Annotated in this window: 24 protein-coding genes and 1 pseudogene; 9 read left to right on the top strand and 16 right to left on the bottom strand. The window is 69.7% G+C overall.

Annotated elements, in window-relative coordinates:
* Nucleotides 1–36: 36 nt before the first annotated feature.
* Together ACZ5BU_RS28815 and ACZ5BU_RS28810 are read left to right on the top strand one after the other, a co-directional pair.
* Nucleotides 37–1098, top strand: a complete 1062-nt coding sequence (locus tag ACZ5BU_RS28815; protein WP_465703555.1) for a glycosyltransferase family 2 protein — start codon at nucleotides 37–39, stop codon at nucleotides 1096–1098.
* Nucleotides 1058–2245, top strand: coding sequence for a hypothetical protein (locus ACZ5BU_RS28810; RefSeq protein WP_465703577.1), 1188 nt, complete (start codon nucleotides 1058–1060; stop codon nucleotides 2243–2245). Before ACZ5BU_RS28815 ends, ACZ5BU_RS28810 begins: the two co-directional genes overlap by 41 nt.
* Here the strand turns inward: ACZ5BU_RS28810 and ACZ5BU_RS28805 are convergent.
* Complete coding sequence (locus tag ACZ5BU_RS28805; protein WP_465703554.1) at nucleotides 2216–2764, bottom strand: TIGR03086 family metal-binding protein; 549 nt, start codon at nucleotides 2762–2764, stop codon at nucleotides 2216–2218. The genes ACZ5BU_RS28810 and ACZ5BU_RS28805 overlap by 30 nt on opposite strands.
* A gap of 156 nt (nucleotides 2765–2920) precedes the next feature.
* Between ACZ5BU_RS28805 and ACZ5BU_RS28800 the strand changes: the two genes are divergently transcribed.
* The gene (locus ACZ5BU_RS28800; RefSeq protein ID WP_465703553.1) at nucleotides 2921–3862 is read left to right on the top strand and encodes an aldo/keto reductase; all 942 of its coding nucleotides are present in this window, start codon (nucleotides 2921–2923) and stop codon (nucleotides 3860–3862) included.
* The gene (locus tag ACZ5BU_RS28795; RefSeq protein WP_465703552.1) at nucleotides 3859–4203 is read left to right on the top strand and encodes a YciI family protein; all 345 of its coding nucleotides are present in this window, start codon (nucleotides 3859–3861) and stop codon (nucleotides 4201–4203) included. Before ACZ5BU_RS28800 ends, ACZ5BU_RS28795 begins: the two co-directional genes overlap by 4 nt.
* Here the strand turns inward: ACZ5BU_RS28795 and ACZ5BU_RS28790 are convergent.
* The 7 genes and pseudogenes from ACZ5BU_RS28790 to ACZ5BU_RS28760 form a co-directional block, all read right to left on the bottom strand.
* Entirely contained in the window at nucleotides 4200–4628 is a 429-nt protein-coding gene (locus ACZ5BU_RS28790) for a GNAT family N-acetyltransferase (RefSeq protein WP_465703551.1), read from the bottom strand. The genes ACZ5BU_RS28795 and ACZ5BU_RS28790 overlap by 4 nt on opposite strands.
* 41 nt (nucleotides 4629–4669) lie before the next feature.
* Nucleotides 4670–5815, bottom strand: a complete 1146-nt coding sequence (locus ACZ5BU_RS28785; protein WP_465703550.1) for a VWA domain-containing protein — start codon at nucleotides 5813–5815, stop codon at nucleotides 4670–4672.
* Entirely contained in the window at nucleotides 5812–7986 is a 2175-nt protein-coding gene (locus tag ACZ5BU_RS28780) for a DUF5682 family protein (protein WP_465703549.1), read from the bottom strand. Before ACZ5BU_RS28780 ends, ACZ5BU_RS28785 begins: the two co-directional genes overlap by 4 nt.
* The gene (locus ACZ5BU_RS28775; protein WP_465703548.1) at nucleotides 7983–9062 is read right to left on the bottom strand and encodes an ATP-binding protein; all 1080 of its coding nucleotides are present in this window, start codon (nucleotides 9060–9062) and stop codon (nucleotides 7983–7985) included. Before ACZ5BU_RS28775 ends, ACZ5BU_RS28780 begins: the two co-directional genes overlap by 4 nt.
* Complete coding sequence (locus tag ACZ5BU_RS28770; protein ID WP_465703547.1) at nucleotides 9059–10648, bottom strand: DUF5691 domain-containing protein; 1590 nt, start codon at nucleotides 10646–10648, stop codon at nucleotides 9059–9061. The genes ACZ5BU_RS28775 and ACZ5BU_RS28770 overlap by 4 nt, the downstream gene beginning before the upstream one ends.
* A complete protein-coding gene (locus ACZ5BU_RS28765; protein WP_465703578.1) occupies nucleotides 10645–11640 on the bottom strand; it encodes an SWIM zinc finger family protein in 996 nt (331 codons plus the stop codon). The genes ACZ5BU_RS28770 and ACZ5BU_RS28765 overlap by 4 nt, the downstream gene beginning before the upstream one ends.
* A gap of 48 nt (nucleotides 11641–11688) precedes the next feature.
* Nucleotides 11689–11766: pseudogene (locus ACZ5BU_RS28760) on the bottom strand (SWIM zinc finger family protein); the annotation flags it as partial.
* Between the two features lie 21 nt (nucleotides 11767–11787).
* Between ACZ5BU_RS28760 and ACZ5BU_RS28755 the strand changes: the two are divergent.
* Nucleotides 11788–12132 carry a hypothetical protein gene (locus ACZ5BU_RS28755; RefSeq protein WP_465703546.1) on the top strand — a complete coding sequence of 115 codons (345 nt, stop codon included), beginning with the start codon at nucleotides 11788–11790 and terminating at the stop codon, nucleotides 12130–12132.
* A 794-nt stretch (nucleotides 12133–12926) separates the two neighbouring features.
* Here ACZ5BU_RS28755 and ACZ5BU_RS28750 read toward each other — a convergent pair.
* Entirely contained in the window at nucleotides 12927–15371 is a 2445-nt protein-coding gene (locus ACZ5BU_RS28750) for an MDR family MFS transporter (protein WP_465703545.1), read from the bottom strand.
* 334 nt (nucleotides 15372–15705) lie between these two features.
* Between ACZ5BU_RS28750 and ACZ5BU_RS28745 the strand changes: the two genes are divergently transcribed.
* Complete coding sequence (locus ACZ5BU_RS28745; protein WP_465703544.1) at nucleotides 15706–16767, top strand: serine hydrolase domain-containing protein; 1062 nt, start codon at nucleotides 15706–15708, stop codon at nucleotides 16765–16767.
* 28 nt (nucleotides 16768–16795) lie between these two features.
* Here the strand turns inward: ACZ5BU_RS28745 and ACZ5BU_RS28740 are convergent, their stop codons facing one another.
* A complete protein-coding gene (locus ACZ5BU_RS28740) occupies nucleotides 16796–16972 on the bottom strand; it encodes a hypothetical protein (protein ID WP_465703543.1) in 177 nt (58 codons plus the stop codon).
* Nucleotides 16973–17102: 130 nt separating this feature from the next.
* Between ACZ5BU_RS28740 and ACZ5BU_RS28735 the strand changes: the two genes are divergently transcribed.
* Complete coding sequence (locus ACZ5BU_RS28735; RefSeq protein WP_465703542.1) at nucleotides 17103–17603, top strand: DNA polymerase ligase N-terminal domain-containing protein; 501 nt, start codon at nucleotides 17103–17105, stop codon at nucleotides 17601–17603.
* 59 nt (nucleotides 17604–17662) lie between these two features.
* Here the strand turns inward: ACZ5BU_RS28735 and ACZ5BU_RS28730 are convergent, their stop codons facing one another.
* Genes ACZ5BU_RS28730 through ACZ5BU_RS28715 form a run of 4 tightly spaced genes read right to left on the bottom strand, consistent with a single transcriptional unit; the run spans nucleotide 17663 to nucleotide 20424 of the window.
* Complete coding sequence (locus ACZ5BU_RS28730; RefSeq protein ID WP_465703541.1) at nucleotides 17663–18310, bottom strand: nitroreductase family protein; 648 nt, start codon at nucleotides 18308–18310, stop codon at nucleotides 17663–17665.
* A 12-nt stretch (nucleotides 18311–18322) separates the two neighbouring features.
* Nucleotides 18323–18940 (bottom strand): L-threonylcarbamoyladenylate synthase, encoded by a 618-nt coding sequence (locus tag ACZ5BU_RS28725; RefSeq protein WP_465703540.1) that lies wholly within the window; start codon nucleotides 18938–18940, stop codon nucleotides 18323–18325.
* A gap of 18 nt (nucleotides 18941–18958) precedes the next feature.
* Nucleotides 18959–19678, bottom strand: coding sequence for a class F sortase (locus ACZ5BU_RS28720; RefSeq protein ID WP_465703539.1), 720 nt, complete (start codon nucleotides 19676–19678; stop codon nucleotides 18959–18961).
* Nucleotides 19609–20424: a DUF4397 domain-containing protein gene (locus ACZ5BU_RS28715; protein WP_465703538.1), complete on the bottom strand. Its 816-nt coding sequence runs from the start codon at nucleotides 20422–20424 to the stop codon at nucleotides 19609–19611. Before ACZ5BU_RS28715 ends, ACZ5BU_RS28720 begins: the two co-directional genes overlap by 70 nt.
* 221 nt (nucleotides 20425–20645) lie before the next feature.
* Here ACZ5BU_RS28715 and ACZ5BU_RS28710 point away from each other — a divergent pair, with 221 nt between their 5' ends.
* Both ACZ5BU_RS28710 and ACZ5BU_RS28705 read left to right on the top strand, forming a co-directional pair.
* Nucleotides 20646–21356 (top strand): hypothetical protein, encoded by a 711-nt coding sequence (locus ACZ5BU_RS28710; RefSeq protein WP_465703537.1) that lies wholly within the window; start codon nucleotides 20646–20648, stop codon nucleotides 21354–21356.
* Between the two features lie 5 nt (nucleotides 21357–21361).
* Nucleotides 21362–22825, top strand: coding sequence for an MFS transporter (locus tag ACZ5BU_RS28705; RefSeq protein WP_465703536.1), 1464 nt, complete (start codon nucleotides 21362–21364; stop codon nucleotides 22823–22825).
* Nucleotides 22826–22834: 9 nt separating this feature from the next.
* Here ACZ5BU_RS28705 and ACZ5BU_RS28700 read toward each other — a convergent pair whose 3' ends face one another.
* Together ACZ5BU_RS28700 and ACZ5BU_RS28695 are read right to left on the bottom strand one after the other, a co-directional pair.
* Nucleotides 22835–23554 (bottom strand): DNA alkylation repair protein, encoded by a 720-nt coding sequence (locus tag ACZ5BU_RS28700; RefSeq protein WP_465703576.1) that lies wholly within the window; start codon nucleotides 23552–23554, stop codon nucleotides 22835–22837.
* An 11-nt stretch (nucleotides 23555–23565) separates the two neighbouring features.
* Nucleotides 23566–24309, bottom strand: a complete 744-nt coding sequence (locus ACZ5BU_RS28695; protein WP_465703535.1) for an SDR family oxidoreductase — start codon at nucleotides 24307–24309, stop codon at nucleotides 23566–23568.
* Between the last annotated feature and the right edge of the window lie 28 nt (nucleotides 24310–24337).

Below are 24337 nucleotides of genomic sequence, written 5' to 3'. Positions count from 1 at the left end.
GGCGGTTGCTGGTGGGGACCGATAGTCTCGGGCGGCATGAGCACCTGCGTCGCCATTGCGGTGATTACCTTCAGGCGACCTGCTCTGTTGCGGGGGTTGTTGACGAGTTTGCAGGCGCAGGAGCTGGACGCGGACTCGGACTACTCGATCCGGATCGTCGTGGTGGACAACGACGCCGACGGGTCGGCGGCGAAGGTGCTGGAGGAGTTCGGGGAGGGCACGCCGTACCCGATCCAGTCGGTGGTGGAACCGGAACCGGGGATCCCCTTCGCCCGGGAGCGGTCCGTCGAGCTGTGCTGGAACGATGACGCGCTGATCTTCGTGGACGACGACGAGGTTGCGCCGCCCGGCTGGTTGCGGACGCTGCTCCAGGCGTGGGAGACGACCGGCGCCGACGTCGTGACCGGCCCGGTGAAGGGCAACCTGCCGCCGGGCGCCCCGCAGTGGAACGCGCACAGCGACGTGCACGACTCGACCGGCCGGCACACCACCGGCGAGGAACTGCGGAAGGCGTACACGAACAACACGCTGGTCAGCCGCCGGGTGTACCACGCCGTCACGCCCGGCTTCCACCCCGCGTTCCGGTACACCGGCTCCAGCGACCTGCACTTCTTCCTCCGCGTGCACCGCGCCGGGTTCCGGATCGTCTGGTGCGAGGAGGCGTGGATCGCCGAGGAGGTCCCGGAGGGGCGGACGACGCTGCGCTGGCTGGTACGGCGGGCTTTCCGCTCCGGCAGCGGCGACACGATCAGCCGGTTGCTGATCCGCCCAGGCGCGGTCAGCTACGTACTCGTCCTGGCCTATGCTTCGGCCCGGGTGATCTCGGCGTTCGGGCTCGCCCTCGCCGGGCTGCTGCTCGGCCGGAAGACGCACCTGCTGAAGGCAGTCCGCCGGTTCTTCTCGGGCGTCGGTAGTCTCGCCGGGATAGTTGGGATCAACCATGACGAGTACCGGGAACGGCACGGTGCCGAGCACCCCGCCGACGGTGGCGGAGCTGTGCCGGGCGATCTGGACGGTGGAGCACGACCTGGAGCTGCTGACGTGGCAGATCAAGGGGATGCATCCCTGGCCGATCATCCGGATGCGCGTCTTTCATGAGCTGACCCGCCGCAGCGGCATCCACGGCGCGCCCCATCCGGTACGGCGTACGCCGTACGACAAGGCCGTCCTGGTCGCGAAGCACGTCAGCGGAGTCGTCACGCGCAGCCCGTTCCCCGGCCGGTACGACGCCCTGGTCGTACCGCACCCGCGGAAACCGAACGGTGTCGAGATCTACACCGACGAACTCCGCACGATCCTCGGGAACAACGCCCTGATCCTGGACTCCGGCATCAACGGCGTACCGCTCAAAGGCAGCAAGAACCTCGACTTCTTCACCTCGGCGGCCGGCGCGCTGCATCGCCGTACGGTCGACGACCGCGGCATCCCCGACGCGCTGGAGAAACTGACCGGTGTCCGCGTCCCGATCGGCGCGCTGCTCGCCCGCGAGGTACCGAAGCACCTGCGGCTGCGGTCCCTGTACCGCGCGCTCCTCAAGAAGCACCGGATCAGGACCGTCTACCTGGTCGTCGCGTACTTCCACCAGCACATCGTTGGTGCCGCCCGCGATCTCGGGATCCGCGTGGTCGAGCTGCAGCACGGCGCGATCAGCCCGTTCCACCTCGGGTACAGCTACCCGGGCCGCCCGGTGGTCGCGGATCAGCCGGACGAGCTGTGGTGCTTCGGTTCGTACTGGACCGACGTCGCGGACCTCCCCGCGGGCATGCGTACCGAGGTGATGGGCGCCCCGTTCCTGCCGAAGCCGGGCCCGAAGAAGAACCAGGCCATGTTCCTCTCCCAGGGAACGATCGGCGCCGAGCTCGTCCGAACGGCAGCCGCAGTTGCCAAGGAACACCCGGACCTCGAGGTCCTGTACCGCCTGCACCCGAGCGAACGCCCCGAGGACTACACGATCCCCGACAACGTCCAGCTGTCCACCGGAGGCAGCACGCTCGACCTGCTGGCGACAGCGACGTACCAGGTCGGCGTCTCGACCACGGCGCTCTTCGAGGGCATGGCACTCGGCTGCCGTACTGCGGTAGCAGACCTGCCTGGTCACGAGTACCTGGAGCCTGCCATCGCCAAGGGACACGCCCTGCTGATGCAGGACCCCGCGCAGCTCACCCAGGCGCCACTCTGCGACGACCCGAGCAGCTACTACGCCCCTAGCGACCTCTCACGGCTCACGGCCCAGCAGCCCGAGTAGACGGTCCTGGAGCGGCGCGTCAGCCGGTACGGGTACCTCAGGGCCGTACACCTCGATGCCCTCGCCGGGCTCCATGCGCTCCCTTGGGATCGCAAGAGCGGTGGCCCAGAGGCGTTCGACGTCGAGCGGGTCCATCAGCTCGTCCTGACCGGTGGCGCGGGCCAGGTCCCAGCCGTGCAGGACGAGGTCGTCGGAGACCGCCTTGTCGATGTGCCGCTCGGTCGTCATCGGGCCGGTCGCGGTGCGGGTCTCGGTCAGCGCGGCCACCGGGTCGTCGAGAACGTCCTCGATCGCGGCCCGCGCCTCCTGGAAAGCGGTCAGCGGGTCGTCCGCGGGCTCCAGCTTGCGGGCGACCGGCGCCAGCATCGCGCCGTGCATCGTGACGACGTGCTCGACCACGTCCCGCGCCGTCCACTTGGCGTACGGCGACCGGTTCCCCCACTGGTCCGCCCGGACCGCCGCGACCTTCCGCTCGAAGGCGTCGGCCCGCCGGCGATACCGCTCCGCGATCTCACCCATGCAGGCATGGTGCCCGTCTGAGGGCCGTAAGAACAGGAGGTAGTGGGTCGTGGCGGGATCCTTCTCCCCTGGTCAGGCGTCCGGTGAGCGCAGACACGCAGACACCTCCTGTCGTTCTGGCCGACATTGTCGGTGCCGCCGTCTAGCGTCCGGGTTATGCGGACGGTCGAGTTGGGGCGGACGGGGTTGCGGGGCAGTGAGCTGGGGCTGGGGCTCGCGTCCGTCGGGGGGATGTTCGCGGCGGTCCCGCAGCAGCAGGCGGTGGCGACGATCGACCGGGCCTGGGAGCTGGGGGTACGGCTCTTCGACACCGCGCCGGTGTACGGGTACGGCCGGTCCGAGCAGCGGGCCGGGCTGGCGTTGCGCGGGCGGCCGCGGGACGAGTTCGTGCTGGGTACGAAGGTCGGCCGGCTGATCGAGCCGGGCGGCCCGGATCTGCAGCCGATCTGGGCGGATCCTCCAGCCGGGATCGGGCCGCGGCTCGACTATTCGTACGCCGCGACGATCCGCTCGTTCGAGGCGAGTCTGGAGCGGATGGGGATCGACCGGGTCGACGTGCTGCACGTCGACGACCCCGAACTCGGCGCCTCGGCCGAGACCTTCCGCGCGCTGTACGAGCTCCGCGGCCGCGGCACGATCCGGGCGATCTCGCTCGGCGTCGACCACGCCGACGTCGCCGCACGGTTCCTCCAGGAGACCGACGGCGGCCCGGATCTGGTCCTGCTCGCCGGGCGCTACTCGCTGCTGGACCAGTCCGGCGCCGACGAAGTCCTGCCGTTGTGCGAGAAGTACGGCGTCGCCGTGCTGGCGGCCGGGGTGTTCCACGGCGGCGTACTCACGGACACGGCGAACGGCACGCCCCACGGATACGCGCGGGTCCCGCAGGAGGTGCTGCGGCGCATCGACGTACTGCGTGAGCTCTGCCGGACGTACGACGTACCGCTGCCGGCCGCTGCGCTGCAGTTCCCACTGAGGCATTCCGCCGTACCGGCCGTCCTCGTGGGCGCGCGCAGCCCGCGGGAGATCGCGGACGCGGCGGCGTGGCACGCGTTCGAGATCCCGCAAGCGTTCTGGACCGCATTAAGGTCAGCGCTATGAGGTACATGCTGCTGCACAAGACCAACGACAACCTGGAGGCCGGGAACCCGCCGGATCCGGAGATCCTGGAGCGCGCGGACGCGGTGCTCGAGGAGATGCGTCAGGCCGGGGTCCTGGTGCTCGGCGAAGGGTTGATGCCAAGTTCCCGAGGCGCGCGGGTGACGTTCCCGGTACCGGGTCAGCCGCGGGTGATCGACGGGCCGTTCGCGGAGACCAAGGAACTGGTCGCAGGGGTCTCGATCATCCGCGTCGACTCCAAGGAGGAGGCCGTCCGCTGGGCGCTGCGCTTCGCCGAGGCCGACCCGTACACCCCGATCGACATCTTGGAGATCGCCGGCTAGAGCTTCAGGTGCAGGATCGGGTACGGCTTGCCGGTCGAGTCGTGGGTGCTCCGTGACACGACGCGGAACCCGTGGTGTTCGTAGAAGCCGATGGCCTGCGGGTTCTGCTCGTTGACGTCGACCGAGGTTGCCGCGAACGACGTGAACGCGTGCCGCAGCAGCAGGCTGCCGCCACCGCGACCGCGGTACTCCGGGTCGAGGAACAGCATCTCGACGTTCCCGTCCTCGACCCCGATGAACCCGATCAGCCGCCCGCCGTCCCGCAGCCCGGCCAGCTGCGCGATCTCGCCGAACGACGCCCGGACGAGCGGCCGGAAGACGTCCAGGTCCGCCTCGGTGACGAACGTGTGCGTCGCCCGCACCGACGCCTCCCACAGCTCGGCGGCCCGGTCGTACTCGTCGGGGCGGATCTCGCTGATCTCCATGCCGCTCACGGTCGCACCCCTGCGCCCGGTTGTCAGGCCGATTACGTCAGGTTGGTGGCCGCCCAGCCGGCGATGTCCTCGTGGCGGATGGCGGCCGCCATCAGGTCGGGGAACTTGTCCGGCGTACAGGCGAACGCAGGTACGCCGAGCGCTGCCAGCGCGGCCGCGTTCTCGGCGTCGTACGACGGGGAACCCGAGTCCGCGAGCGCCAGCAGCGCGATCACCTGTACGCCGGACTCCACCAGGGAGCGCGTCCGCCGCAGCATCTCCTCCCGGACGCCACCCTCGTACAGGTCGGAGATCAGTACGAGAACCGTGTCCGCGGGCTTCGTGATCAGGTCCTCGCAGTACGCGAGCGCCCGGTTGATGTCCGTACCGCCGCCGAGCTGCGTGCCGAACAGCACGTCGACGGGATCCTCCAACTGGTCGGTCAGATCCACGACCGCCGTGTCAAACACGACCAGCGACGTACGCAGCGTCCGGATCGACCCGAGCACCGCGCCGAACAGGGACGCGTACACGACCGACTCCGCCATCGACCCCGACTGGTCGATCGCGAGCACGATGTCCCGCTGCACACTGTGGTTCCGGCGCGCGTAGCCGACCAGGCGGTCCGGCACGATCGTCCCGAGCGCCGGCGAGAAGTGCTTGAGGTTGGCCCGGATCGTCCGGTCCCAGTCGATGTCCGAATGCCGCGGCCGCGCCGTCCGCCCGGCCCGATCGAGCGCACCGGTGACGGCCGCCCGGGTCCGCTCGGCCAGCCGCGCCTCCAGTTCGGCGACGACCCGGCCGACGACCTCGCGCGCGGTCTGCTTGGTCTCCTCCGGCATCACCTCGTTCAATGCGAGCAACGTGGTGACCAGATGGACGTCGGGTTCGACCGCGCCGAGCAGCTCCGGCTCCATCAGCATCCGGGTGATCCCGAGCCGCTCGACGGCATCCCGCTGCATGACCTGAACGACGGTGCTCGGGAAGTACTGCCGGATGTCGCCCAGCCACCGCGCCACCCGCGGCGCCGACGAGCCGAGCCCGGACGCGCGTTGCGTACCGGACGATTCGCCGGCGTCGTACAGCGCGGCCAACGCGGCGTCGACGGACTGGTCGGCTTTGGACAGCGTCGTACCGGTCTCCTCCTCCGCTTCCGAGCCGAGCACGAGCCGCCAGCGGCGAAGACGTTCGTCGTTCATGAGACCCCCAGCAAACGCGCCACCACCGGCAATGCGGTCGCCGCGAGCTCGGCGTCGAGATCGTTGTCATCAGCAACAACAGCCGAAGCAGGATCGGCAAGCACCCGCGCCCGCGACCCGATCGACCGCCGTTCGGGCGCCGCGAAGGTCCCGAACGTACGCCGCAACAACGGCAGCACCTCGACGAACGCGTCGTCCGGAATCCCGCCCAGCCACGCGTCCACCAACGCGAGCAGGCGCTCATCGTGCACCAGCAACAACCCGCCACCCGCGAGGAACCCTTCGACATACCCGGCCGCGTCCGCCGTCGGCGTACCGGGCGACAACGACCGTCCGAGCCGCAGCTCGACCTCACGGTCCGGCAACCGCGACGTGTCCAGCATCAACCGGGTCAACCGTCCGCGGATCATCGGCGGTACCGAGGTCCGATCACTCAACCCCTGCAGGGTGTTCAGCCACTCGGTCCGTACGTCCTCGGCAAGCAGCGCGGTCGCATCCTGGACGCCGTCGATCAGTTCCTGTACGGCGGCAGCGGCGTCCGGATCGAGTCCGTGGACCGTCCGCGCGAGGCCCGCGCACACCCGCGACACCATCCGGCCCGCGACCGAGGCGAGTCCGGCGGTATCGGTTCCCCGTACGTCGCCGTACCGCGAAGCCCGGGCCAGCGACGGAAGCGCCGCCATCAGGTGCCCGACGTCGGCGTCGGCCGCAGCGCGGGTGTCGATACCTTGCAGCAACGGTGGTAGCGCGTCGGTGAGTTCCGCGAGCAGCGACTTCTCCAGCGCGGCGGTGACGTCGGCCAGCGTGGTCGAGTCGGCGGCCTTGAGCATCACAGCCGTCGCGGCGCCGAGCACCGTCGTACCGTGGGCGCCGGCGGCGACGAGCTCGACCTCCAGGCCGGGGTCCCACGCGAGTCTCCACATCTCGCGGAACGTGCCCTGCGCGCGCCGTTCGTCCGTGGCCGGTACGCCCCAGTCCACGCCGAGGATCCGCAACCGGTGCAGGAGTCTGGACTTGTCCAGGTCGTTCGGTTTCCGCAGGTCGAGCTCGATCACCCGCTCGGTTGCGTCCCGTTTCATTCGCAACCGGCGGGCGTGCGTCGCGAAGTCCGCCGCGACCGGTGCCTGCGGCGTCGCACCGGGAACCGACCCGAGCAGTTCACCGACGACCGCTTCGCGCGTGACGAGATCGAGGAGTACGTCGTTCCCGCCGCAGAGGACTGCCCGCGTGGCCTCGGTGACTTCACTCAGGCCCGCGAGCGGGCGTTCACGCATGGCGGCCAACGTGTCGGCGAGCCGGACGGCTTCGATCACGTGCGCGCTGGAGACGGGCAGGTCCTCGTCACGCAGTACCTGGGCAACCTTCGCGAGCCAGCGCGTGGTGATCTGGTCGGGTGCCGTGAACAGATGGTGGTACCAACCAGGTGAAGTGATACCGGCGCCGTACCCACTTGTCGCAGCCAGCCGGCCGTGCGTCCACGGGACCCAGGTGCAGGCGATCTTACGCTTGGGCAGGCCTTTCAGGATCCGCTGATCGTGTGTTGCCGGGGGCAACGGTAGCTCGAGGGCGGGGACGTGCCAGGCGCCGCAGACGACGGCGATGCGTTCGAATCCTTCGCGTTGCGCCTTGCGGATCACCGTACGCATGTACGCCTCGCGCTGAGCCTCGCGGCCTGCCGCCTCCTCGCCGTGGCGGAGTTCGCGCATCGCGTCGGCGATCACCGTGAACGGTTCGGCGCCGTCGCGGCGGGACTCGATCACGTCGTCCCACCAGCGTTCCGGGTCGTCGTACCCACCGGCAGCGGCCAGCGTCGCCAACGGATCCATCGACATCGACCGACCACGCCCGCCCGCCGAGGCGAACTGCTGCGCCGCGGGCAGGTCGCAGAACCGCACCGGAACTCCGGCGGCCAACCCGTACCTGATCGCCTGCCACTCCGGACTGAACACCGCGAACGGCCAGAACGCGGCCCGCGTGGAATCGTCCACCGCATACGCCAGCAGCGCGACGGGCGGCTCCATCTCCTCCGACGCCGCCAGTTCGACGAGCTTGTCGGCCTCCGGCGGCCCCTCGATCAGGACGATGTCCGGCGCGAGCTCCGCCAGCGCAGCCGCCACCGCCCGCGCCGACCCCGGCCCGTGATGCCGAATCCCCAGCAAATGAAGGGTCATCCGGAAATCTCTCGGCAGGCTCGGTAGAACGGGGCCCAGTCGTCGCGTTCGCGGACGACGGTCTCGAGGTACTCCGACCACACGACCCGGTCCGCCGACGGGTCCTTGACGACCGCTCCGAGGATGCCTCCGGCAACGTCCGTCGGACGCAGTACGCCGTCGCCGAAATGCGCGGCGAGGGCGAGACCTCCGGTGACGACACTGATCGCCTCCGCGGTGGAGAGCGTGCCGGACGGCGACTTGACCGCCGTACGACCGTCCTCGGTACGGCCGGACCGGAGCTCGCGGAAGATCGTCACCACCCGGCGGATCTCGTCGAGCGCGTCGTCGGGCTGCGGCAACTCCAGCGCGGAACCGAGCTGCGCGACCCGGCGGGACACGATCTCCACCTCGTCCTCGGCGGAGTCGGGCAGCGGCAGTACGACGGTGTTGAACCGGCGCCGCAGTGCGCTGGACAGTTCGTTGATGCCCTTGTCCCGATCATTGGCGGTGGCAATGACGTTGAATCCCTTACGGGCCTGGACCTCGGTGGCCAGCTCGGCGATCGGCAACGTCTTCTCGGACAGGATCGTGATCAGCGCGTCCTGGACGTCGGACGGCATCCGGGTCAGTTCCTCGATCCGGGCGATCTTCGCTTCGGTCATCGCGCGCTGCACCGGGCTCGGTACGAGCGCCGCCTCACTGGGGCCTTGGGCAATCAACTGGGCGTAGTTCCAGCCGTAGCGGATCGCTTCCTCGGCGGTGCCGGCGGTTCCCTGGACCAGCAGGGTGGAGTCGCCGCTGATCGCGGCCGCGAGGTGTTCGCTGACCCAGGTCTTCGCGGTACCGGGTACGCCGAGGAGCAGCAGCGCGCGGTCGGTCGCGAGGGTGGCGACGGCGACCTCGACTAGGCGACGCGGACCGACGTACTTCGGCGAGATCTCGGTGTCGCCGGCCTTCCCGCCGAGCAGGTACGTGACAACCGCACTCGGCGACAGGTTCCAGGCCGGCGGACGGAGTTTGTCGTCGTGCGCGCGCAGGGCCCGCAGCTCGTCGGCGTACTCGACTTCCGCGTGCGGACGAAGTACCTCGGTCATTTCAGCTCCTCGTACATTTCACGGCGGAAGGTCAAAGTCTCCACAAGGCGGCGACGCCAGGTGTCCTCGTCGCCGGTGGGTTCGCGGGTGATCGGATGGTCGAGTACGTCGGGCGGTACGGCTCGAGCCGCAATGCTCGCCAGCCGCGCCCAGGCCCGGTTGGTCCCGACCTTCGCCAACTGGTCGAGCACCATGCTCCCGAGCGTCGCGGGCCACGGCACCGGCAACCCACCAACCAGCTCCGCAACATCCACGGTGTTCCGCAGTGAGTTGACCGCTTGAGCCCACTCGTCAGACGGCAACAACCGCAACAGTTCAGCCGGATTCCGACTACCGGTATTCGCGTTCACGAACAACAACTCCCGAGCCCACCGACTCGCCAACCCACCGCCCGCACCACCCGCGGCACCCGCCCCACCCGCCGGGACCGCACCGCCTGCCGAGGGAGCCGCACCCACGGCATTCGCCCCACCCGCCGGAAGCACACCGCCTGCCGAGGATGCCGCGCCCGCGCCGCTGGCCCCGCCCGCCGGGAGTTCCGGGGGTGCGGCGGTTGGCGGGTTGGCGCCTTCTCGGACTGTGGCTTCGGTCCAGGCTGACTGCAGGATCTCGGGGGCGCAGCCCTCGACCGGGGTGTGGAGCCAGACCAGGTCCATCGCTTCGAGGGGTGTGTTGGCGACGATCTGGTAGAACCACCAGGCGCGTTTACCAATGCCTTCCGGGTTCTGGGAGTCGATGCCGTCGCGCTCCATCGACGCCGTCAGGCTGCGCGGAAGGTCGACCGCCAGCACACCCTGCGTCGGCGTGAGATGCGCGTGCAAACGAGCAGTCATGCGTACGCCGTACTGCGACCCCGGCAACCGGGCGAGCAGCCGCGCCGCGACCCGGCGTACCTCTCTCGAACGATCGTCGAGCGCCGCCTCCAGGAACTCCTCGTCCGCAAACGAAAGTCCCTCCGCAAACAACCCGAGGAACTCGGTCCGCGTCAACGCCGCCTCGTTCGGCCAAACCTCGGCGAGCTCGTCGCGCGCAGCCGCCGGATCCTGCCGGCGGAAGGCGCGCAACCACGTACGGCGCTGGACCGCGTTGCCGTGCGTCCACAACTCGGGATCGTTGCTCTCGGCATCCGCCGCGTACAGGAACCGCCACTCGGGGTTGAGCTCCGCCAACCACCGCGCCCGCCGCCCGGCCGCCGCGATGACCAGCGGCCGGTACTCAGACCTGTTGCGTGCATAGTCGGCCAGCGCCGGCAGGTGCTCAGGCGGCACGCCCCACCCGTACGCATCGGCCGCCCGTAACCACTCGCCCAACGCCGCCGTCTGGAATCCACCGAGCATCGCCGCCAACCGCCGTACCGCTCCGGACCGTGGCAACGGGCGGTCCTCTCCACCGGCAGGCTCCAGCGGCGTGAGGTCGCGCAGCGGCTTCCGGCCGGCCCGCTTGTACAGCGTCGCGAGCGCCGCCGCGTCGAGCAGCCCGCCGTCCCCGAGCCGCTCCCGGACGTCGTCCGGTAGCTCGTCGAAGTCCGCCGGACGTCGGTCAGTGCCGAGCAGCATCGAGCTGACCAGCCCGTCCCAGCCCTTCACAGCGTCACCGGGCGGTCGTTGTGCCAGCAGGTCATCGGGCGGAGGCCGGCGCGGTTCCATTCGGCGGCGACAGTGACCGGGTCACCGGCCGAGACCGCGAGCAGCTTCAGAGGATCCCAGCCGGCTTGGAGTTCCAGTCCGTCGCCGGCCTCGTCCACCAGCGCCCACCCGTCGCCGTAGCGGGCGGGCCGGACGTCCTGCAGAACGAGCGGCCAGCGTTCGTTCCACGGGTCCGCGGTGAGCGCTTCGACGTACGACGCCAATGCCTGGCGGACCGTGAGCCCGGCGGGGCGTGGGGCCGGGGTACGCGGATCCGTCTGGGTCAGGATCGCGCGCATCGGGAGAGCGCCGGGGTAGTACGAGAGGTCGCCGGGGACGTACTCGCCAGGGCGCGCCGGCAGCGGGTCCAGCGGACGGCCGGCGGCGGCAAACGTGAGGATCAGTCCGAGCCGCCCGGTAGTTGCCCCGCGCAACCAGACCCGCCGTACCGTGAGGCGGTCGTCGGGTTCGACGACGCGGCCGAGCATCAGCCAGTCGTCGTGCAGCTTCTCGCCGTCCGCGAGTACGCGGGCGGTCTCGGTCGGCCAGCCGATCCGGGTCTGCACGGTGTCGGCGAGGGACGGCGGGAGGTCGGGGAGGTGCGCGTGGGCCGCGACGATGAGGTGGATGAGCGAGAGCTCCTCGAGCAGCTCACCCGGCCAGCCGTGGCCGCGTCCGACGACGTTCGCCGCGCGACGTACGGCGCCGGCCACGCCCGGGGCCTGCGCGTCGACCATGCGCGCGGCGAGCCGGTTCAGTTCGCCGTACGCGCGCTGGTCGAACCCGCCGAGCCCCTGCCGCACCTGATCGTCCAACCACCCCGCCAACTCCGCCAGCCCCGCAGACACCCGATCCGCCCGCCGCGCAGCCCGCTCCTGCGCCGCCACCGGATCAGCCACCTCCCCCGGCTTCCGCTCCGACCGCACAGCCCGCTGCTCAATCCACCCCCGCACCCACTCCGGCTCCTCCGCCGCCGTCACCCCACCCCGCGCCCACAACACCATCAACCCCAACACGTGCTTACACGGAACCTTCCGCGAAGGACAAGAACACCTGTACGCCAACCCACCCCCACCCACAGCGAGCGAGGCGGGGCCGGCGTGACTGGCGCGATCGGCGGACCCAGCGAGCGCAGCGCGGTCGGCGTGATCGGCGTGATCGGCGTGATCGGCGTGATCGGCGTGATCGGCGTGATCGGCGTGATCGGCATGGTCGGCGTGATCGGCATGGTCGGCGTGATCGGCATGGTCGGCGAGCCCGGCGCCGCCAGCGGGATCGGCGGACCCAGGAAGCCCGGCGTGATCGGCGAGCCCGGCGTGATCAGCGAGCCCGGCGTGATCAGCGAGCCCGGCGTGATCAGCGAGCCCGGCGTGATGAGCGGGGCCGCCGGCTCCTGCAAGCCCGGCGGGGTCGGCGTGATCGGCGGGGGCGGCGGGTGTTGCTGAGTGGGGCAGGTGGACGGCTGTTTGGTACGGGTGTTTGCCGCTGCCCTGGCACAGGCCCCAGATGGCGCGCTCGGTGGCGCCGGTGCCGGACCACTTCTCCGGGCGGGCCAGCCCTTGGGCGGCCTTCGCGGACGCAGGATCAGACGCCAGCCCCAGCACCTGTTCCACGTCCCACAACCCCACACCACTCCTCACGTCACGCCGTACCCCAAATCCTCCCACCCACCCCCGACACCCCCACCCCCGCCACTCACCCAGCCGCCCCCTGCCGCCGAGTCGTGAACAACGGTCGCGCCGGAGCACCACATCTCACGACTCGACAAACGAACCCCGAACCATCCCCCACGACTCGACGATCAGGCCGACCCGGAGAGCGGCCCGGCCAGGAGGCCGGGTACCGGGCACGCGAGCCCGGCGGATGAGACCACCCAGCCACCCCCGGCCGCCGAGTCGTGAACGACGGTCGCGCCGGAGCACCACATCTCACGACTCGACGAATGGACCCCGAACCATTCCGCACGACTCGACGACCGAGCCAGCCCGGGAGCGGGGTGCCGCGGGTGGATTGGCCGAGTTGCGCCGGTCGGGTGAGGTGGCTGACGTTGGTGGCTCGGTCGCGTGGTCGGGGTGGCTTGCTCGGGTGGGCGCTCGGGGTGGGCGGGGTGGGCGGCCACGATGGTCCGCCCGGGTGGGCCGCGATGGTCCGCCCCGGTGGGCCGCCCCGATGGGGCCGCCCCGATGGCCGCGGGAGGCCGGGTGAGGCGACCCGGGCGGATCGCGGGAGGTGGTTCGTGTTAGCCGAAGGGCTGGCGGTGGTGGGCTTCCTCGGGGTAGCCGTTGCCCTGGGCGGGGGTCGTGGTCGGGCCGCCCGCGTGGGTGGAGGTTGTGTGCGAGGCCGGGCCGACGTCGTGCGTGGGAGTTGTGTGCGAGGCCGGGCCGGCGGCGTGCGGGGGAGTTGTGTGTGAGGCCGGGCCGACCGGGTGGCTGGAGGTTGTGGGTGAGGCCGGGTGGGTGGGGGCGGCGGGTGGGCGGGTGGTCTGGGAGAGGTTGTCGCGGATGGTGGTGAGGAGGCGTTGTTCGACGGCTTCGAGTTCGGTGATGCGGGTGCGGATCTCCTGTTCCTCGGCGCGGGCCTCGGCGAGGAGTTGGTCGGCCTCGGCCTGGGCGGCGGTGCGGAGGGTGTCCGCTTCGGCGCGGGCGGTCGTACGTACGGACTCGGCGTCGGTGCGGGCGGTTTCGCGGAGGTGGTCGGCCGTACGTTGGCTGGCGCTGAGGACGCTCAGCTCGTACCGGCGGAGTTCGTCGACCAGTTCACCGGCAGGGCGCTGGGAGTCGAGGATCGTGGCCGCCGGTTGCGGGATGTCCGCGTCGGGGAGGGTGTTCTCGAGCTCCGCGATCTGCTGGTCCACCCGGGTGAACAGGTCCGCGACGTCGGTCCGCATCTGCCGGATCGTGTTCGCCGCCGCCTGTACCCGCTCGCTGGCCTCCCGCTCACGCTCCCGCGCCGTCAGCTCCGCCGAAGTGATCACGTCCAGCGCGACCATCGCGGCGCGCTCGGCCGGATCATCCGGAACGGTCACGGGCTCCGCCGGCGGGGCTTCCTCCGCGGCACCCATCGCGACCGTGCGGCGGAGCGGTACCTCCCGGATGAACAGCACCGCCAGCAAGCTCACCACGGCCGCGCCGGCGGCGATGACGAAGATCCGCCCGGTGGCGTCGCCGTACGCGTGCCGCACGATCTCCTGCACCGGCCCCGGCAGCGCGTTCACGTCGAGCACGCTCCCCGACCCGCCCTGGGCAGCGGCTGCCGCGGCCGGGCCGAGGGCACGGAGATGTTCGGTGATCAGGTCCGTCACCCGCGTCGCCAGGATCGCGCCGAGCACCGAAACCCCGACCGCGCCACCCAGGCTGCGGAAGAACGTCACGGTCGCTGAAGCAGCCCCGACCTCGCTGACGTCGACGGTGTTCTGCACGGCGAGGACGAGGTTCTGCATCATCATGCCCATGCCGATGCCCATCCCGAGCATCCCGAGGCCGACGTACCAGTACGGCGACTCGTGGTCGATCGTGCCGAGTACACCGAGCCCTGCGGTGAGGAACAGCCCGCCGATCACCAGGTACCGCTTCCACTTGCCGAACCGGGTGATCAGCTGCCCGGACCCGACCGACCCGAGGAACGACCCGAACATCATCGGGATCGTCAGCAACCCCGCCTCGGTGGCGCTGTACCCGCGGGCGACCTGGAAGTACTGCCCGAGGAACACCGCGCTGCCGAACATCGCGATCCCCACCGAGAGGCTCGCGAGGATCGCCAGCGCCGTCGTCCGCTCGCGCACCACCCGCACCGGCACCAGTGGCTCGGTCGCGTGTGTCTCGACGACGACGGCCAGGATCGCGAGGACCGCCGTACCGCCGAGGTACGCCCCGGTCTGCCACGACCACCACGGGAAGTGCTCGCCCGCGAACGACACCCAGATCAGCGGCAAGCTGGCGGCGCCCGCGATCAGAACAGCGCCGAGGTAGTCCATCCGGACGCGGCGTTTCACCACCGGCAGGTGCAGGAACTTCTGCAGCACGATCAGCGACACGACGGCGAGCGGTACGCACACGTAGAAGCACCAGCGCCACCCCAGCCACGAGGTGTCGACGATGACGCCACCGACGAGCGGGCCGCTGACCGTGGCGAGCGCCATCACGGCGCCCATGTATCCGGAGTACCGGCCGCGGGACCGGGGCGGGATCGCCGCGCCGATGATCGCCTGGGCGAGCGCCATCAGCCCGCCCATCGCGAGGCCCTGCAGGACCCGGGCGCCGATCAGGAACGGTACGTTCTGCGAGGCGCCGGCGAGCATCGAGCCGATCACGAACAGGACGATCGCGAGCTGCACGAGCAGCTTCTTGCTGATCAGGTCGGACAGCTTGCCCCACACCGGCGTGGACACGGTCATCGCGAGCAGGCTGGCGGTGACCACCCAGGTGTACTGCGTCTGCGAGCCTTTGAGGTCCGCGATGATCGTCGGCAGCGCGTTGCTGACGATCGTCGAACTGAGCACCGCGGTGAACAGCGCCGCGAGCAGCCCGGCGAGGATCTCCAGGATCTCCCGATGCGAGAGCTCGGGGCTGCCGGCCGACCCGGTAGGCCCGGTGGGTCGGCCAGGCCCGGTGGGTGGAGCGGCCGGTGCGGGCTCCTCCGGCTCGGCGAACCTGGAGCGGTAATGCGTGGTCTGGGTGGCAGACATCAGCTTCCGTTTCGTACGGCGGGACGCGTCGACCGAGGCAGCGCGGTACGCGCTGTCCCGGGGCGGAAACGGCTGACTTGGGATCCCTCACCCAGCCCGATATTTGGTTGCAACTACCAACTTTAATCCCGCACCGTCAGCAACTGTTCACCGGGAGGCATCAAACACCCCTCGGATGGATTATGAGACGGGCCCTCCTCGGAACGCGATTTCCGCCGTACGATCCGGTGCTTGTTGAGTAATCAACACCCCCGGTCTCCGGCGGAGCTGTCAGGGCCCGCCGGAGACCTTCGACAACGTGTAAAACCGCCGGCGTCGGCTACGACGTACCTGTATGAACCTTCAGAACGTGGTGCAGCAGCGGATCGACGAACTCGTGGAGACCGAGCTCGGCCTGCAGGTGGCGGTCTACCGGCACGGCGAGCTGATCGTGGACGCGGTGGCCGGCGACGGCGTGACCTCGGACTCCTTGTACTACGCCGCCTCCACCGGCAAGGGCGCGTCCGCGACGGTCGCGAACGTCCTGGTCGATCGCGGCATCCTCGACTACGACCGGCCGATCGTGGACAGCTGGCCCGAGTTCGGCGCGCACGGGAAGGACAAGGCGACTCTGCGGCACGTACTGACGCACTCGGTCGGCCTGCCCGCGCTGCCGCCGGACACCACCCGCGAGACGCTCGAGAGCAAGGCAGAGTCCCTCGCCGCCGCGGAGCCGTGGTGGGAACCGGGCACGAAGATGACGTACCACGCGGAGACGTTCGGCCTACTGACCGGCGAGATCGTCCGGCGCGCGACCGGCAGGTCGATCTCCGAGGTACTGCGGGAGATCGCGGCCCCGCTCGGCATCGAGGACGACGTGTTCTTCGCGCTGCCCGCGGATCAACGGCACCGGTACGTTCCGTTGGTCGAACCCGCGGGCGCCGAGCAGACGTTCGGGATGCTGGCCGAGATGTTCGGCAAGGTCACGCCGCTCGCGATGATGCCGCGCGCTGCCGTCCTGAACCAGCCGGACAACTTGGGCGTCGAAGACCCGTCCAGCGGCGTACTGAACGCCCGCGGGATCGCCAAGCTGTACGCCGGCCTGATCGGCGAGGTCGACGGAGTACGGCTCGTTCGGCCCGAGTCCGTACCGGTGATCACCGGACCCGCATTGGTCACGAAGGACGAACTGCACGGCAACGACGCGACGATGGCGCTCGGCTACGCGATCGGGCGGCTGGGGTCGACGGCAGAGGAGAGCCCGGCGTCGTTCGGCTGGCCGGGCATGGGCGGGAGTGTCGCCTGGGCGGACACCCGCGCAGGCGTCTCGTTCGCGCTGACCAGGACGCTGTTCGACCCGGCGGGTTCGGCGTCGGCGGTCGAGATCGGCAACCTGGTTGCGAAAGCTCTTTGCTGATAAGCCTTTGCGGTAAGGGCTTTCAGCGTCAGGAGGAGCGGACCGAGCTGTGGTCGACCCAGACGAGATGGCCGTGGTGACTGACGAGAATCTCGTCGGTCCCGGCCGTCCCGGTCCGGCGGCCCAGCTCCTGGCCGGCGATCCAGCGTCCGCCGATCAGGATCTGGACGGCGATCGGCCGCGCCGGTGAAGGGGCTACGGGCATGGCACCTGCTTCGGGACAGGGGCGGATGATGATGGAGGAGGGTTTGAGGGGCTGGTTTCCCAACCAGACGCAAGACTACAACCGGAACCTGACCGACCGTTAGCTGTAACTCGAAATCGTACGGAGCCTCATGTCTGCAGCGACCCGGCCCATCTTCGTGGTGCAACTTCACGATGCGAGGCGCTTGCATTACGACGTACGGCTGGAGGTGGACGGGGTGCTCAAGTCGTGGGCGGTACCGCGCGGGCCGTCGCTGGATCCGATCGTGAAGCGGCTGGCGGTGTTCACCACGGACCACGATCTCGAGTACGCGTCGTACGAGGGCGTGCACCGCGACGCGCAGTACGGCAGCGGTGCGGTGATCGTCTGGGACGCGGGCGTCTACACGAACCTGACCCGCGACGACCGGCAGCAACTCGTCGATCCGGCGGAGGCGATCGAGCGCGGACACTTGAAGGTGCAACTACACGGCGTCAAGCTGAACGGCGCCTGGGCGTTCACCCGGACCAACGGCGACTGGCTGCTGGTCAAGGTGAAGGACGCGGACGCCGATCCGGAGCTCGACCTGACCGTCACCGAGCCGCGCTCGGTGCTGAGTGGTCTGACCATAGAAGAGATGGCCGCCTCCTGAGCTGAGCCGCAGGTAGACCGGACGTTGCCTTTGACAACGTAGGGCTCAACCCGGCCGGCTCACCAGCCGTCGATGTGCAGTACGTCGTCCAGCGGCTGACGCGGGGCGGGCTTGAAGCTGGTCCCGATCGAGTACGCCGTCGGAATCAGCGCCGTCTGCCTGATGTCCGCGGGCAGACCGAGCAGCTCTTGGACCTCCTGCTCGTACGTGAGGTGCAGAGTCGTCCAGGCCGTACCGAGACCACGGGCACGCGCTGCGAGCATGTAGCTCCACGCAGACGGCAAGATAGAGCCCCACAGACCTGACTGGTTGCCTGGCGGCAGCGTTCGAGCTTGCAGGCACGGGATGACCAGCACGGGCACCTGCCCCATCCGCTCGCCCAGGTAGGCCACACTGTCACCCACGCGGCGCTGTACGGGTCCCCGCTCGGGGTCGTCCGCGTGGAGCTTGCCTGCCGCGCCAGGACCGGCCAGGTACTGCTCTACGGCACGCCGGTAGTACTCGCCGACCGCAGCACGCTTCTCGGCGTCTGTGATCACCAGCCAGTGCCACGTCTGCCGGTTGCTCCCCGACGGAGCCTGCAGCGCGATCTCGATGCACTCCCGGATCAGCTCCATCGGCACCGGCCGCTCGAGGTCGAGCCGCTTACGGACCGTACGGGTCGTCGTCAGCAGCTCGTCGGGGTTCAGGTCGAGTGTGTAAGTCACCCACGCATGCTCTCACTCGAACGGAGAAGGATCTCCGGCGCCGACGCGGACGACCTCGGCGACGTCGTCGGAGAAGTCGACGACGGTGGTGGGTTCGATGCCGGCCTCACCCTCGATGACGGCGTCGATCTGGTTGTCGAGCTCTTCCTTGATCTCCCAGCCCTGCGTCATCGGCTCCTCGTGGCCGGGGAGGAGCAGCGTGCTGGAGACCAGCGGCTCACCCAGTTCGGCGACCAGCGCCTGTGTGACGACGTGGTCCGGGATGCGCACCCCGACGGTCTTCTTCTTCGGGTGCAGCAGCCGCCGTGGGACTTCCTTGGTGGCGGGAAGGATGAACGTGTAGCTGCCCGGCGTGGCCGCCTTGATCGACCGGAACACGGCGTTGCTGATGTGCACGAACTGGCCGAGCTGCGCGAAGTTCTCGCACACCAGCGTGAAGTGGTGCCGGTCGTCCAGCTGCCGGATCGTCCGCATCCGGTCGATCCCGTCCCGGTTCCCCAGCTGGCAACCGAGCGCGTAACAGGAGTCGGTCGGGTACGCGATCAACCCGTCCGCGCGGAGCAGCTCCACCACCTGCCCGATCGACCGCCGCTGCGGGTTCTCCGGATGGATGTCGAAATACCTGGCCATGACCGCCGAGCCTACTGCTTAACGCGCCAGACCGATCGGTACGGCGGTCACCACCAGGTTGTCCTCGTAGCCGCCTTGAGATGGGTGATAGGCGCCTGTGCAGGTGATGAGGACCAGCCGATGATCAACCGTTTGGTCGAACGCACCGCTCTTCGTTGCCAGGGCGTCCTTCCGGACCGACGCGATCGAGGTGACCCGGTACGACGCCACGTGCCCGGCGCCGCGCAGTACGACGACCTCACCGCGCCGTACGTCGAGCAACCGGGCGAAGAACCCGAGGCCCTCGGTCTTCGTGTCGACGTGGCCGGCCAGGACGACCGAACCGTACGGGTCACCGGCCTCGGCGCCGCCGTCCCACCAGCCGACGTTCTGCGCCTTCGCCGGGACCTGGAGCAGACCGTCGACGGTGGTTGCCGTAAGCACCGATGCGTTCGCCCCACCGGGCAGTACGACCTGTTGCGGGACGAACCGGATCCGTTGACTCGGCGCCGGCGTACCGATCCGTCCTGGCGGTGCGGATATCGAGGCGGTCGGGGCCGGCGGCTGGGTCGGTACACCTGTGGTGTTGAAGGTGAAGGTTGAGGTGGGTACGGGCGCAGCACTGCCCGCCCCGGCCGCACACCCGGTCAGGGCGAGGCAGCACAGCGCCGTACCTGTCAGCAGCCGCTTCAGCGACGGACCACCTTCCGGCCGGTCACCACCGCGATCCCGAGAAGTGCGAGGAACGCCAGGATCCACAGTCCGGACTGACCGGCGGGGCTCTGCACCTGGTTGAGCCCTGCCGCCTGTCCACCGGTTCCGGTGTTCACCACATGTGGCTTGTCCGACCCCGACGCCGGCACCTTGATCGTGCCGAGCGCGACCGTCATCGTCTTCTGGCTCGGCGCACCGATCGCGAACACCCGGGTCAGGTAGCCGGCTTTCACCGGCAGGTCGAGCGGACCGAGCACCACCGGCGACGTCGCACCGGTCGGCACGATCTCCACCTTGTACGTCGCGGCCGGAACGACCACGTCGAGTGATTCCCCGTTCGCAACGTTCCGGAAAAGTACGTTTCCGTTCACCCGAATGTCAGCCGGACCCACCGCCGCGTCATGCGCGACCCGCAGTCCGGCCTTGTCCTTCGGTACCGCGGTGAGTTTGTTCGGGTACGTCGTCAGCAATGGCGCACCACTCGGCGACACCGGCTGATGAATGACCACGTCCAGGCTGGCACCGGCCCCGGCCGTCACCTCCCGCTGGATCACCGTCGTGCCGCCCTGCTTGGCGGTGACCATCCGCTTCCCGGCCGCTACCGCGAACGGCCCGACCAGCTTGCCACCGGCCACCCCGGTGGCGATCTGACGCCCGTCGACGCTGATGTCCAAGGTCTTCCCGGGCAGCCCCTGGACGAAGTACAGGTTGGCGCCCGCGGCCGCCTCGGCGGGTACGGTGAGCACCACCGGAGCCGCCGCGACCATTGCCGCGAGTAACAGCAGCAGCACTCTTCGAATTACCGAACCAGGAATTCTCGAAACATTCCTGAATACCGCCCGGGATTGCCCGGCCACACTCCGTCTCCGCATTTGTCTCCCCCTCTTGGAGCCCCGGAAAAAAGTGCAGGAATTGCCCGTCCCCATGAATTTGGGCGTATCGTAAACAGCTGTTCGACCCGGCCGCCAGGGGACGCACGAGTCTTGTAAATCGGCGGCCCGGGTCCGGCTACGTGGAGGTGACATCGGGGGTGCACGAGCGGGCCCGATACCTGGCCACGGTCGCGCTGGTGCTGGGGTACAGCGCGACCGTGGCCTGTTCCGGAGATTCGGCCGGACCGACCGCACCGAGCCCCGGGCTGGGCAGTGCGCGGCCGACGGCGCCGGCATCCGAGACCACTACGAACGCGCAGACCAGACCCGGCGTGCATCTCACCGTCGTACCGCGCCGCGACGGCTCGTTCGACATCACCGAGAACGTCCTGCTGCCGCGGTCAACCGACATGCTCCAGCTGCAGTTGCCCGCGACCGGCGACCAGCTGCCCGGCATGATGTCGCCCACGAAGCCGCGGGTGACGAACCTGAAGATCCTCGCCGACGGCCAGGCCGTACCGCTGCAGACCGCCACCGTGCCCGGCGCCGACCTGGTCCCGTTGACCGTCGCGGCGTCCAAGCTGCAGCTCACGTACCGGCTGTCCGGCTCGTCGGTGTTCGCGTCCCCGTCGAGGACGACCCGCGCCGGCGCGGCGATCCGGCCGCTGACCGCGAGCGCCGACGGCTCGCTGCCGACCGACATCACCGTCACGACCGGACTGCTCAACGCGATCTGTCCGTTGCTGAGCGAACCGCGCTGCGCAGTCGGCGATCCGCCCCACCTGGGCATCCTGCCGGGCATCCCGGCTGCCAAGGCACTCGTGGTACTGCAGCTCGATCTGCCACGCTGACCCTCATGGGTGAAGAACGGATTGCGCTGGGCACTGCCCGCGGCCGGTGGGTGCTGGCGGCGACGGCTCTGGGCTCGGGGATGGCGTTCCTCGACGGGACGGTCGTCAACGTCGCACTGCCGGTGATGGGCAAGGACCTGAATGCGGACATGGCCGGTCTGCAGTGGATCGTGAACGGCTACATGCTGATGCTCGCCTCACTGGTGCTGCTCAGCGGTTCGCTCGGCGACCGGCTCGGACGCCGGCGGACGTTCGTCATCGGCGTGGTGTGGTTCGCGGCCGCGTCGGTCGTCTGCGCCTTCGCTCCGAACCTCGAGGTGATGATCGCGGGCCGCGTCCTGCAGGGCATCGGTGGTGCGCTGCTGACGCCGGGAAGCCTGGCGATCCTGCAGACGACGTTCCAGCACTCCGATCGCGGCAAGGCGGTCGGCACCTGGTCCGGTCTCACCTCGGTCGCCGCGGCCGTCGGGCCGTTCGTCGGCGGCACGCTGGTCGACAGCGGGTACTGGCAGCTGATCTTCCTGATCAACGCACCGATCGCGCTCGTCACCGTCCTCGTCACGCTGCGGCACGTCCCCGAGACCCGCGACGAGGAAGCCGGCGGCAAGCTCGACTTCACCGGCGCGATCCTCGCGACGGTCGGTCTCGCCGGACTCACGTACGGCCTGATCAGCGCCGGCGACCACGGCTTCGGCGACCCGGTGGTCCTGACCAGCCTGGTGATCGGCGTGGTCGCGTTCGCGGCCTTCGTCGAGGCCGAGCGCCGCGGCTCGCACCCGATGCTGCCGCTGAACATCTTCGCCAACCGCCGCTTCACCGGCGCGAACCTGGTCACGGTCGTCGTGTACGGCGCACTCGGTACCGCGACCTTCCTGGTCGTGGTCTACCTGCAGACGGCACTGCACTACTCGGCGCTCTGGGCGGGCGCGTCGCTGCTCCCGATGACGTTCCTGATGTTCTTCCTGTCCGGGTACGCCGGCGGCCTGGCCGATCGGATCGGCGCGCGGATCCCGATGACGGTCGGCCCGGTGCTGATGGCCGGCGGGTTCCTGCTGATGCTGCGGATCGACGCCGACTCGAGCTACTTCACCGCCGTGCTGCCTGCCGTCGTACTCCTCGGGCTGGGACTGGTCGCGACGGTGGCGCCGCTGACGGCGACCGTACTGTCGTCGGTCGAGGACCACCACGCCGGGATCGCGTCCGGGGTGAACAACGCGGTCGCCCGGTCGGCGCAGCTGATGGCGGTCGCGGCGATCCCGATGGCGGCCGGCATCACCGGCGACTCGTACCGCAATCCCGTTGCCTTCCACAACGGATTCGGCAAGGCGCTGATCATCTCCGCGGTGCTGGCCGTGGCCGGTGCCGCGATCGCCTGGTTCACTCTGGGTACGCCGGGACGGGCGCACCTGGTGCACCACCACCCGCACTGCGCGCTCGAGGCCCCGCCGTACGCGGACAGCAAGAGCTGATTTGTCGACTTATCCGCGCGGCACAGCCAGGTAGTACTTCCGGCTGTCCGGGTCGAGCCGCTCGATCGCGTAGCGGAGCATGGTCCGCGGCATCCGGCCGGCGTACTCGTCGAGGAACGTACGGAGCTCGCCCTCGTCGACGCGCTTGCCGGCCTCGCGGAGCATCCACCCGGACGCCTTGTGGATCAGGTCCTCCCGGTCACCGAGCACTTCGGCGGACAACTTGTAGGTGTCGGCGGTCTGGCCCTGGTTGATCAGGTACTGCGTCGCGACCAGTGCGATCCGGCGTTCCCAGAGCGACGCCGAGCGGACGAGGACGTACAGCGGGTCGCGCGGCTTGTCGAGCAGGTACCCGCCGACGACCTGTGGAGCGCTGCAGTCGACGAGGTCCCAGTTGTTGATGTACGCCGTACTGCGCAGGTAGATCTCGTACAGCGCCTGCAGCTCCGCCGGGTTCGCCGTACGAGGCTTGAGCGCGTGCGTCGCGCGATCGGCGAGCAGGCACAGGATCGTCAGGCGGTGCTCGTGGATCGGGCTGCGCAGGGCCTGCTCGAGCTCGTCGAGCGGGAGGTTGGCCCGCAGGTACGGCTTGAGGATGCCGCGGATCGTGGACAGCTTCACGCCGATCATCCGGTCGCCGTGACCGTACCCGCCGGGGCCGAGCTTGAAGTAGCGCGCGAGGATCTCCGCCGTCGCCGGGTCGGCGGCCGCGTCGACGTCGGCGAGCAGTTGCTCCGTACTCAGATCAGCATCCCTCCGGTGGCACGGAGGTTCTGCCCGGTGATCCAGCGGGAGTCGGGGCCGGCCAGGAACGCGACCACGTCCGCGACCTCGGCCGGCTCACCCATCCGCCCGAGCGCGGTGATTCTGGCCAGTGTGCTCTCCGCCTCGGGCGGGTTGTGGTCGTGGAACATGTCGGTGTCGGTCGCGCCCGGCGACACGATGTTGACCGTGATCGCGCGCGGTCCGTACTCCCGGGCCGCGACCTTCACGAACTGCTCGACCGCGGCCTTGCTCGCGGCGTACAACGAGATCCCCGGGCCGGGCACCACCGTGTTCAGCGTCGACAGCGCGACGATCCGGCCGCCGTCCGGCAGCACCTGGCCGGCCCGTTTGATCGCGAAGTACGGACCTTTGACGTTGGTCGCGAACAACGCGTCGTAGTCGTCGACGGTGACGTCGGCCATCGGCTTCACCATCGCCTGCGCGGCGTTGCAGACGAAGATGTCCAGCGTGCCGGTCGGTTCGGCGGCCCGCTCGAACAGCCCGTCGATCGCGGACAGGTCGGCCTGATCGGCTCGTACGGCGATCGCCTCACCACCGGCCGCCTTGACGTCGGCGACCACCTGGTCCGCGGCCGATCCGCTGTTCGCGTACGTGAACGTGACCACGGCGCCGTCCGCGGCGAGCCGCCGTACGATCGCCGCGCCGATCCCCCGCGAGCCGCCGGTGACGAGTGCTGCCTTACCGTCGAGGACGCCCATACCGCCTTGTCTATCATCAGTTTGCTTG

Source organism: Kribbella sp. NPDC031520, from assembly GCF_055580825.1.
Note: the sequence above shows the minus strand (reverse complement) of the source record. Positions and strands in the feature narration are given on the sequence as shown.